Source organism: Streptomyces bobili (assembly GCF_002154575.1).
In the GTDB taxonomy this organism is placed as follows: Bacteria; Actinomycetota; Actinomycetes; order Streptomycetales; family Streptomycetaceae; genus Streptomyces; species Streptomyces bobili.
The window spans coordinates 1-8,550 of sequence record NZ_MUBA01000034.1 but is presented as its reverse complement, the minus strand read 5'-3'; the positions used below and the strand labels follow the sequence as shown (position 1 = coordinate 8,550).

The 8,550-nt window shown below is 73.5% G+C and carries 8 protein-coding genes; 5 read left to right on the top strand and 3 right to left on the bottom strand.

The genetic code is table 11. From position 1 onward, the window contains the following. Nucleotides 1-72: 72 nt before the first annotated feature. Nucleotides 73-750: a membrane protein YczE gene (gene yczE / locus BZL64_RS03305; RefSeq protein ID WP_086765951.1), complete on the bottom strand. Its 678-nt coding sequence runs from the start codon at nucleotides 748-750 to the stop codon at nucleotides 73-75. Between the two features lie 98 nt (nucleotides 751-848). On the opposite strand from yczE, the gene BZL64_RS03300 reads away from it, so the two are divergent. Then, complete coding sequence (locus tag BZL64_RS03300) at nucleotides 849-2,348, top strand: SCO1417 family PLP biosynthesis transcription factor (protein WP_086765949.1); 1,500 nt, start codon at nucleotides 849-851, stop codon at nucleotides 2,346-2,348. 67 nt (nucleotides 2,349-2,415) lie between these two features. On the opposite strand, the gene BZL64_RS03295 is transcribed toward BZL64_RS03300, so the two are convergent. Both BZL64_RS03295 and BZL64_RS03290 read right to left on the bottom strand, forming a co-directional pair. Next, a complete protein-coding gene (locus tag BZL64_RS03295; protein ID WP_086765947.1) occupies nucleotides 2,416-3,984 on the bottom strand; it encodes a P-loop NTPase family protein in 1,569 nt (522 codons plus the stop codon). Between the two features lie 53 nt (nucleotides 3,985-4,037). Continuing rightward, a complete protein-coding gene (locus BZL64_RS03290; RefSeq protein ID WP_073492896.1) occupies nucleotides 4,038-4,232 on the bottom strand; it encodes a hypothetical protein in 195 nt (64 codons plus the stop codon). 263 nt (nucleotides 4,233-4,495) lie between these two features. Between BZL64_RS03290 and BZL64_RS03285 the strand changes: the two genes are divergently transcribed. The 4 genes from BZL64_RS03285 to BZL64_RS03270 form a co-directional block, all read left to right on the top strand. Beyond that, on the top strand, nucleotides 4,496-4,888 hold the full coding sequence (locus tag BZL64_RS03285) for an ankyrin repeat domain-containing protein (RefSeq protein WP_086765945.1): 393 nt from the start codon (nucleotides 4,496-4,498) through the stop codon (nucleotides 4,886-4,888). 323 nt (nucleotides 4,889-5,211) lie between these two features. Next, complete coding sequence (locus BZL64_RS03280) at nucleotides 5,212-6,633, top strand: hypothetical protein (RefSeq protein ID WP_086765953.1); 1,422 nt, start codon at nucleotides 5,212-5,214, stop codon at nucleotides 6,631-6,633. A gap of 168 nt (nucleotides 6,634-6,801) precedes the next feature. Further along, nucleotides 6,802-7,929 carry a glycosyltransferase family 4 protein gene (locus BZL64_RS03275; RefSeq protein ID WP_086765943.1) on the top strand — a complete coding sequence of 376 codons (1,128 nt, stop codon included), beginning with the start codon at nucleotides 6,802-6,804 and terminating at the stop codon, nucleotides 7,927-7,929. Next, nucleotides 7,926-8,550: glycosyltransferase (locus tag BZL64_RS03270; protein WP_143662967.1), on the top strand; the 625-nt coding region annotated here is incomplete at its 3' end. The genes BZL64_RS03275 and BZL64_RS03270, both read left to right, overlap by 4 nt.

Here is an 8,550-nt window from a genome sequence, read left to right as displayed (position 1 = left end):
CGGCGGCGCCGCCGCGGTGCGCGAACGGGATGGGCCCCGGATGGTCGAGGTACGGGTGGCGTACGGGGGTGCTCACGGACGCAGTATCGCCCCCCGGGGTGACCCGGTGGCAACGACCGTGCTGCCGCCGGATGCCGGTGGCACGGCGAACACCCGCAGGAAGAGCTGAGCGAGCGGTCCGATCGACAGGGCGTACAGCAGTGTGCCTACGCCGATCGTGCCCCCGAGGGCGAAGCCGGTCGCCACGACCGTGATCTCGACGGCCGTTCGCATCAGGCGGATCGACCGGCCGGTGCGCCGGTGCAGCCCCGTCATCAGTCCGTCGCGTGGACCCGCTCCGAAGGACGCCGCTATATAGAGGCCGGTGGCCGCGCCGTTGAGGAGGATGCCGGCCACCAGCAGCGGCACCCGCACGGCCAGACCGTGCGCCTCGGGCAGAAGGGCGAGCGTGCCGTCCATCGCGAGACCGACCACGAAGACGTTGGAGACGGTGCCGAGACCCGGACGCTGGCGCAGCGGGATCCACAGCAGCAGTACGGCGGCTCCCACGATGATCGACACGACGCCGATGGTCAGGTCGCTCAGTTCGGCGATCCCCTGGTGGAGCACGTTCCAGGGCTCAAGACCGAGGCCCGCCCGTACCAGGAGGGCGGAGCTGGCGCCGTAGAGCGCGAGGCCGGCGTAGAGCTGTGCGAGTCGACGGGGGAGGCCGCGGTTCGGCGGGACGGTCGGTGAAGGCGGCTCGGACAAGTGGACCTCTGGTGGTGGTAGTGGCCTTGAGCATGTCACTCTGTGGCGTGGAAGGTACGGCCATCCATGGCCAATTCCGGGAAGGTGGACTGATATCCATGGCGCAGTGGACCTCTGCGGTGGGAGCCGCGCAGCTCGCGCGGCTTCTCACGTCCCAGCAGGACCGGCCCGCAGGCCCCGGGACCCGGCGTCCGCCCGCCTACCGTGCGCTCGCCGACGGCGTCCGGCTGCTCGTCCTGGAAGGGCGGGTCCCCGTCGCCGCACGGCTCCCCGCCGAACGCGAACTGGCCCTCGCCCTGTCCGTGAGCCGTACGACCGTCGCCGCCGCCTACGAGGCGCTGCGCGCGGAGGGGTTCCTGGAGTCACGGCGGGGCGCCGGCAGCTGGACGGCGGTCCCCGCGGGCAACCCGGTGCCCGCGCGCGGACTGGAACCCCTGCCGCCCGAGGCCCTCGGCTCGGTGATCGACCTCGGCTGCGCGGCCCTCCCCGCCCCTGAACCGTGGCTCACGAGGGCCGTCCAGGGCGCACTGGAGGAACTGCCCCCCTACGCCCACACGCACGGCGACTATCCGGCGGGTCTGCCCGCCCTGCGCGCGATGATCGCCGAGCGGTACACGCGGCGCGGGATCCCGACGATGCCCGAGCAGATCATGGTCACCACGGGTGCCATGGGCGCCATCGACGCGATCTGTCATCTCTTCGCAGGCCGCGGCGAGCGCATCGCCGTCGAATCCCCCTCCTACGCCAACATCCTCCAGCTGATGCGGGAGGCGGGCGCCCGGCTGGTGCCCGTGGCGATGGCGGAGGGGCTCGCAGGGTGGGACATGGACCGCTGGCGGCAGGTTCTGCGCGAGGCCGCCCCGCGCATCGCCTATGTGGTCGCCGACTTCCACAACCCGACCGGCGCGCTCGCCGACGAGGACCAGCGGCGCCGCCTCGTCGAGGCGGCCCGGTCGGCCGGGACCGTGCTGGTCGCCGACGAGACGATGACCGAGCTGTGGCTCGACGACGACGTCGAGATGCCCCGTCCGGTGTGCGGTTTCGACCCGGCCGGGTCGACGGTGATCACCGTGGGCTCGGCGAGCAAGGCGTTCTGGGCCGGCATGCGCATCGGCTGGGTCCGGGCCGCCCCCGACGTCATCCGCAGCCTGGTCGCGGCCCGCGCCTACGCCGACCTCGGCACGCCCGTCCTGGAGCAGCTGGCCGTCAACTGGCTGTTCAGCACCGGGGGCTGGGAGCAGGCCGTGGAACTGCGGCGCGAACAGGCCAGGGGCAACCGGGACGGTCTCGTGGCGGCGGTGCGCCGGGAGCTGCCGGAGTGGGAGTTCGCCGTGCCGAAGGGCGGGCTGACCCTGTGGGTGCGGGCCGGCGGACTGTCCGGGTCCCGGCTGGCCGAGGCGGGGGAGCGCGTCGGGGTACGGGTGCCGTCCGGTCCCCGGTTCGGCGTCGACGGCGCCTTCGAGGGCTATGTGCGGCTGCCGTTCACCGTGGGGGGCGCGGTCGCGGAGGAGGCGGCGGCACGACTGGCCGCGGCGGCCCGGATCGTGGAGAGCGGGGGAACCGTGGGCGGCGAGGGCCCTCGTACCTTCGTCGCCTGACGGGCCGAGGGCGGGTGGGGGACCATCCGCCCTCGGCCCGTCGGCGTCAGACCTCGTGCAGGGATGTCTAGGAGCTCTCCGCCGCCACGGCCTCGGCCGGCACCGGCAGGTTCTCGCCGTCCGCCGGGGTAGTCCGGGGCGGCAGCAGGTCCAGCACCGCCTGCCGGTGCGCGTCGCTGGTGGCGTCGTCGTACGGGTCGGGAGTGGCCGGCACCTGCAGTCGGTGTGCCGGGCCGGTGCCCAGCCGGGCGTACCCGCGCCCCGCTGGAACGTGCTCGGCGGGGCTCGTGTGCGGGCGGACGCCCAGGACCGCCTCCAGCTGCGCGGCCGGGGCGGGCCCGAGCACGACGCGCGCACGGGTGTGCTGCCGTACCGGGTCGCTCAGTGTGTCGAGGCTGTCGAACTGTTCGGCCACCACCACCGTCACCTGGGCCGCGCGGCCGTGTCGGAGCGGAACCTTGAGGAGGTCCTGCGGATCCTTGCGGCCGTCGGCTTCGGCGAGGTGGGTGAACGCCGTGGGACGGTCGAGCAGGATCCACAGGGGGCGCCTGGTGTCGTCCGGCGGAGGGTGGCCCTCCTGACGGGCGTGGTTGGCGGCGATCAGGCGGCGCTCCGTCTCGTGCGCCGCCCACTCCAGGCTGGCCAGCGCCCCGGCGAGCCCGACCTCGACGCCCAGCACGCCGTCCCGGCCGGTCAGGCAGGCGTACTCGCCGGTGCCGCCGCCGTCGATGACCAGGACGTCGCCGTACCGGAGGGCCTGGATGGCGACCGAGCGCAGCAGGGTGGAGGTGCCGCTGCCGGGCTGGCCGACGGCCAGGAGGTGCGGTTCGGTGGAGCGGACGCCGGTGCGCCACACGACCGGCGGGACGTCGCGCCGCTCCTCGCCGTGGGTGAGCGGAAGCGTGCGCTGGACCTGGGAGGGGTCCGTGAAGCCGAGGACGGTCTCGCCGGGCGCGGTCACGAAGCGCTGGGCGGCGAGATCGGTGGGGAGCGGGGCGAGCACCGACACGGTGAGCGCGTTGACCTCCTCGTCCCAGGCGAAGCGGTACTCGCGGCCCCGGCCGGACTTGGCCGCGAGCAGATGCTCGACACGCGCGCGTGCCTCGGCCTCGCCGTCCGGGAAGTACGCCGGGTAGCGGATCTCCAGCTGGGTGATCCGGCCCGTGCCGTCGAACTCGTACGACGGGAAGGCCTTCTCCCACTCGCCGCCGTGGGCGTAGAGGGGAGAAGGATCCTCCGCCGTGGAGAAATACGGCACCAGAGCCTCGTACAGCGCCTGGAGTCGCTGGGTCTGCGACTCGTCGGGGCCGTCGGGAGCCGGTGGGGTGCGGTCCCGGCCCTGCCAGGCGGCTGCCGCCATCAGCGTGATGACGGCGAGCAGCGGACCGTACGGTACGAGCGCCACGACCAGGATCACCGAGGCCACCAGGAACAGCAGCGGCCCGCGCCTGTCCTTGGGGGTCTCGGCCCACTTGCGCCGCCCGGCCGAGGCCAGCCGACGCAGACCGCGGGTGACCGTGATCAGTGGGTGGAGGATGTCGGTGGCGCTGTCTGCCGCCGTCCGGGCCAGCTCCCGGCTCCGGGCGATCTGCGCGCTGCCTGTGCTCAGGATGCGGGGAAGGGGGCGCCGGGCCACTGCTGTCTCCTGGAGTGCGTACGGAAGGGACGGACGGCGGGGGGAGAGCGGCGTCAGAACTTGATGCCGCCGAGGAGGCTGGCCAGGCTCTCGCCGCCCGCCTTGATGCTCGGGGCGATCGCCGTACTCGCCAGGTAGAAGCCGAACAGGGCGCAGACGACGCCGTGCGACGCCTTGAGCCCGTCCTTGCGGAAGAAGAGGAAGACGATGATGCCGAGCAGGACCACGCCTGAGATGGACAGGATCATTTCTGTTCTCCTGGTTCGCGGGGGACAGTCACCATGAGTACTTCCAGGCTCACAGCATGTATCCATACGATAAAAGGTGCAATTGGGTGAAATTCTGAGAATTTCCCCCGAATGGCGGAGGCCGGGGCGGGCCGGGCGAGCAGAAGAGTTGCGGCGAACGGATCCCGCCGTGATCGTTGCCTCCGGCGGGGCCCGCCATGTTTCCGGCGAGCCAGTACCCTGGCGATTCACCTGAACGGCTGCAACGAGAGGCGGTCCGGCCGATGACCGAAGTCCCCGACCCCGAGGTCGTGGAACTGGCGACCAAGATCTTCGATCTTGCCCGCCGGGGACAGACCGAGGAGCTCGTGGCCTACGTCGACGCGGGCGTGCCGGCCAACCTCACCAACGACCGAGGCGACTCGCTCGTGATGCTCGCCGCCTACCACGGCCACGCCGAGGCGGTCCGGGCGCTGCTGGCCCGCGGAGCCGACGCGGACCGGATCAACGACCGCGGCCAGACCCCCCTCGCCGGGGCGGCCTTCAAGGGGGAGACGGACGTCATCAAGGCGCTTCTGGAGGCCGGCGCCGACCCGGCCGCGGGCACGCCTTCGGCCGTCGACACGGCCCGCATGTTCGCCAAGGCGGAACTGCTGGAGCTGTTCGGCGTGCAATGAGCCGGAGTTCCTGAGCGGGCAGAACACAGTTCCTGACCAGGTAAATCAACGACCACGGGGGAGGCGGTACGGGGCCGCCGGAAATTTCGGTCGCGGCAGGCTGAGCTGCCGAGTCATCATGACGACGTGATTCACGGACGCGATGGCTGGGCAGGTGTTGCCGCACCGCGCGGGCCGTGATGCGGTCCGCATGGGCCACCGACGAGAGGCAGAGGAAGATGGCTTACAGCAAGCAGGAAACGGCGGGCGCCCCGACGTGTTGTCACGCGGCCAGGTAATGCAGGTCCCCGGTTGCGTCGACGCTTGATGTGAGGCTGTTTCCCATGTTCGATCCGTTCATAGCGCCCAGCGGCACGCTGCTCGGCCTGCTCCAGCGGGGCCGCGGCGACGGCACACTGCACGCGCTCACCGCCCCCCGCTCCGAGGCGCTCGCGGCACTCCACCACTGTGTGCTGCGCGATCCGCGCCACGACTGGCAGGTGGAGAACCGCTCCCTCTACTACGCCCGTCTCTACCTCGACCTGGGCGGCGACCTCGACGAGATCGAGGCGCACCTCTTCGATGTCGAGGACGCCTTCGACACCGAGGAGAATCGCACGGGCCTGTCCCTGGCCGTCCTCGGCCACCTCGCCTCCTACGGCAGGCGGGACGCCCTCGACCTGCTCCGCAGGTACGCCGCCTCGGGCTCCAACTGGGCGTGGGCCCTCGACGAACTCGCCCTGCGCGACGACGACGCCGGCCTGCGCGCCCTGGCCGCACCCGTGCTCGCGCGGTTCGCCACCGACGCCGAGGGCGAGGCCGAACTCGCCGCCGTCGTCCGGGACGCCTTCGAGCCACGGCCCTGGCGACTGTGGGCCGAGGATCCCCGCGAGTACGTCTCGGCACGCGTGCGTGCGGCCCAGGAGGCCGGCTGCTTCGACCGCTGGCAGCGGCAGCTGAGCCCCACCGGGCCCCGCCCCGGCTGGAGCGTGCGGGCCGTCTTCGAATGGGCCCAGCAAGGCATCGAACGGGGCGCCGCGCTCCACGTCCCCGCCGCCCGCTGCCTCACCGCCGTGGCCGGGCCCGAGGACCGCGCGGAGATCGTGCGGGCCGCCGAGGACGGCACCGAGGGAGCCCGGTGCACCGCCCTGCGCTACCTCGCCGACCAGGACGACGCCCAGGCACCCGACCTCATCGAACAGGCCGTGGCGACCGGCAGCAGGTTCGTCGTGGAGGCCGCCGTCGACGCCTTCGAACGGATGTGCAGTGCCGCCGCGGTCGACCGGGCCCGCGGCTGGGCCCACCGGCCCGACGCCCTCGGCGCCGCCGCCGGGCGGGTGCTCGCCTGCCGGGGCACCGGCCGTGACAGCGACCTGGTCCTCGGCGCCCTGCGCGAGGCCGTGCGCGGCGAGGGCTGCGACGCGCCCACCCTGTGGACCCTGGTCGACGGAGCCGGACGGCTGGGCATCGCCTGCGCCGCCCCGGTACTGCGCCACATCTACCGCGAGACGGCCTCGTCCCATCTGCGCGGGCGCTGCGCACGGGCGCTGGCCGCCACCGACCCCTCCTTCGCCACCGGCTTCGCCGTCGAGTGCCTGTGGGACTGCGAGGAGACCACCCGCGAGATCGCCGCCCGGCACGCCGAGACCGGCGACACCCGGGTCGTGGAGCGGCTCCGCCGCCTCGCCGCCGACCCGGCCGAGGAGGACGAGGTCCAGACGGCCGTACGCAGCCGGATCGGGCCGGATGCCGCCTCCGCCATGTGAGCGACGGCGCAGGCGTACCCGCCGGATGAACGGCGGATGACCCGCGGGTCAGACGGGCACGGACGCCGTCTGGCCTGCTCGGGCGTGCAGCGCAACGCTCATGGGACGTTTGTCGTCCGGAAAGATCCACGTTGACGCGTCCACGTCCAGCGAGGCGACAACACCCGTATGCGTGTCGTCATCGTGACCGAATCCTTTCCCCCCGACGTGAACGGCGTGGCCCACTGCGCGCTCCAGACCGCCCGGCACCTCGTAGATCGCGGTCACCTCCCGCTCGTCGTCGCGCCGGCCACCGCCGCCGGTCCCGGGCCGGACGCCGAGGCACCCTGCCCCGTCATCCGTGTCCCCTCCCTCCCGCTCCCGGGCTATCCCCAGGTCCGCGTCGCCCTCCCCAGCCGACGTGTCGCCGCGGCCCTCGTCGCACACCGCGCCGACATGGTCCACCTGGCCGGCCCCTTCATCCTCGGCGTACGCGGCATGGCAGCCGCCGCCCGGCTCGGCATCCCCGCCGTCGCCGTCTACCAGACCGACCTGGCCGGATACGCCCGCACCTACGTGCACGCGGGCGAGGCGGCGGCCTGGCGTCGGATCCGCTCCGTGCACGCCGCCGCCGACCTCACCCTCGCCCCCTCCAGCGCCGCATTCCACGACCTCGACTCGCACGGTGTGCCCCGGGTCAAGCTGTGGCCGCGGGGCGTGGACACCGTGCGGTTCCGCCCCGACCTCCGCGGCGACGCGCTGCGCCGTGAACTCGCGCCGAACGGCGAGGTGATCGTCGGCTACGTCGGGCGGCTCGCCCCCGAGAAGCAGGTCGAACTCCTCGCCGGCGTCTGCGGTCTGGACGGCGTGCGGGTCGTGGTGGTGGGCGACGGACCCAGCCGGCCGGGGCTGGGCGAGGCGCTGCCGGGAGCGGTCTTCCTCGGCCGCCGCACCGGTGACGAACTCGCCCGCATCTTCGCCTCGCTGGACGTCTTCGCGCACACCGGGCCCTTCGAGACGTTCTGCCAGACCGTGCAGGAGGCCATGGCGAGCGGCGTCCCGGTCGTCGCGCCCGCCGCCGGCGGACCGCTGGATCTGGTCGCCCACGGGCGCACCGGGCTGCTCGTCCCGGCGCGCGACGCCGGCGCCGTGCGCGACGCGGTCGTCGCCCTGGCCGCCGACCCCGCCCGCCGGAGGGCCTACGGGGACGCCGGACGGGCCATGGTCGAGGGCCGCACCTGGGCCGCCGTCGGCGACCAGCTGATCAGGCACTACGGCGACGTCCTCGCCGCGCGCCGCCTGGCGGTGGCCGCATGAGCGCCGCCCGACCGCTGCGGATCGTCCGCCTCGCCAACTTCGTCGCACCCTCCTCGGGCGGACTGCGCACGGCACTGCGCGAGCTGGGCAAGGGCTACCGCGCCGCCGGGCACGACCCGGTCCTGGTCGTGCCCGGCGACCGGGCGAGCGACCGCGACACCGAACAGGGCAGGGTGATCACCCTGCCCGGACCGCTGCTGCCCGGCACCGGCGGCTACCGCGTCCTCACCGACAGGCGGCGCGTCGCCCGGCTGCTCGAGGACCTGGCACCGGACCGCCTGGAAGTCTCCGACCGTACGACTCTGCGCTGGACCGGCAAGTGGGCCCGGCGCGCCAGGGTGCCCGCCGTGATGGTCTCCCACGAGACCGCCGACGGGGTGCTGCGTACGTGGGGCCTGTCCGAGGGAGCGGCCAGGCGGGCCGCCGACTCGCTCAACATCCGCACCGCGCACACCTACGCGCGCGTGGTCTGCACCACCGAGTACGCCGAGCGGGAGTTCGTCCGGATCGGCGCCCGGAACGTGGTGCGGGCGCCGCTCGGCGTCGACCTCGCCGAACGGCACCCGACGCTGGCCGACACGGGACTGCGGGCCCGGTACGCCCGCGACGACCAGATCCTGC